The sequence below is a fragment of the Occallatibacter sp. genome (genome assembly GCF_049802275.1).
In the GTDB taxonomy this organism is placed as follows: Bacteria; Acidobacteriota; Terriglobia; order Terriglobales; family Acidobacteriaceae; genus Telmatobacter.
Genome location: NZ_JBARMD010000338.1, coordinates 1 through 1,814, shown reverse-complemented (window position 1 = coordinate 1,814; position 1,814 = coordinate 1). Strand labels below are relative to the sequence as shown.

At 63.1% G+C, this 1,814-nt stretch carries 1 protein-coding gene; it reads left to right on the top strand.

Translation table 11 applies throughout. From position 1 onward, the window contains the following. The coding region (locus WA354_RS11830; RefSeq protein ID WP_472813216.1) for an FAD-dependent thymidylate synthase at positions 1–1,508 on the top strand (1,508 nt) is incomplete at its 5' end. Between the last annotated feature and the right edge of the window lie 306 nt (positions 1,509–1,814).

The window sequence follows — 1,814 nt, the reverse complement described above, 5'->3', positions numbered from 1 at the left end:
AAATCAGCGTCCAGCGCGCCGAGCAATTTCTCAACACATTCTATTTCCAATACGGCCACCGGTCCATCGCCGACCTCGCGCACATCGCCTTCGCGGTCGAGCGCCTGAGCCTGCTTGCAGCCATCGTCTTGGTGGACGAACAGCGCTGGGACGGCCAGGAGCGCTCCACCCGCTATCAGAACTTCCAGAAATCCGGCTGGTACCTCCCGGACTTTGGCTCAGATGCCGCCTCCACCAAACTCTACAGCGACACGGTCGAAAACCTCTTCGCGACCTATCAGCGGACCACCGCAGCCGTGCACGAAGCCCTGCGCCAGCGCGTCGCTTGCCCCGAGGCGATGAAACCCGAAGCCTACGATCGCACCCTGAAGGCTCGCGCCTTCGACGTCGCCCGTTATCTCCTGCCGCTCGCCACCAACACCTCCCTCGGCCAGATCGTGAACGCCCGCACCCTCGAGACGCAGGTCTCCCGGCTCCTCTCGCATCCACTCGCTGAGGTGCGCGATTTGGGAGCAAAGCTCCGCGATGCCGCCACCGGCCCCGCATGGAATGTGAATGCCCGCGCCGCCGCCGACTTCGTGCAGAAACTCAAGGCGGCAGAAGGCTCGTATCAGGGCACGACTTCAGTCGTGCCGCAAATCTCCAGCGATGACAAAGGGGCTTTAGCCCCTGAGGGAAGCCTCGCCGCCGAAGCTGGCAACCTCCTCACCCGCGAAGTCCGCACCGCCCCCACGCTCGTCAAATACGCCGAGCCCAATCAGTATCTGATCCAGACGCGCGCCGAACTCGAATCTGCCGCCGCTGAGCTTCTCAAGGGAACTTCCCCCGCACCATCGCCCGTGGTCGACCTGGTCGAACGCACCGAAAGCCTCGAAGTCGAGCTCGCCGCCACCCTGATTTACTGGGCCAGCCACCATCCCTACCGCCAGGTGCGCGACATCGCCGCCGGCCTTCCCGCCTCTCGCGTTTCGGAGATCATTGAGCTGGGTCTGCGCCACCGGGGCCGTCACGACGAAGCTCTTCGCGTCTTCCACGCAGGTGCGGCCCTTCGCTTCGACATCCTCATGGACATCGGCGGATTCCGTGACATGCATCGCCACCGTCGCGTCACGCAGATCCAGCAGGGATTCACCGTGCTTCACGGCTATGAAACGCCGCACTCGGGCGACGCTGCCGGACTCGAAGAAGCCGGTGTGCTGGCTGACTACCAGGCCGCCATCGAATCAGCATATGTCGCCAGCGCAAAAATTGCCGCAGGCTCAGCGCCCGAGGCGAAATCGTCAGCACTTTACCTGCTGCCGCTCGCGACCCGCGTCCGCTGCCTTTTCAAAATGGACTTCGCTGAAGCGCAGTACATCAGCGAACTCCGCTCCGCACCCGCCGGCCACTTCAGCTATCGCCGCGTGGCCTGGGAGATGTACCTGGCGCTCGAACGCCGCCACCCCACCCTCGCCCGATTCATCCGCGCTACCGACTTCACGCAGCCCATCGACCTGCTGCAGCGCTAGTGTACTGCCCCAGAATTTTGCATCAAAAAATGCGGCATCATCCTGCGCGCAGTTTGGCGCGTGATCGGGGTGTCCCCATCGACTGGTCTTCGTCGACGGGGTGGTTGAGCGCCAAACGGAGTCGAAGAGTAATTCACACGACGCTTCCCATCCGCCGTGTACTGCGTAGTAATTGACGGATAGCCCACCAGAACGAAGCCGCAGGCGCCGCGGCCGCTACGGCAGTGGCTGGCGAGTTGCTTTGAGGCCGGGATAGGTTGGGTCACAGGAGGTACCTACTGTGACCAACCTTCGCAAGATGATGCT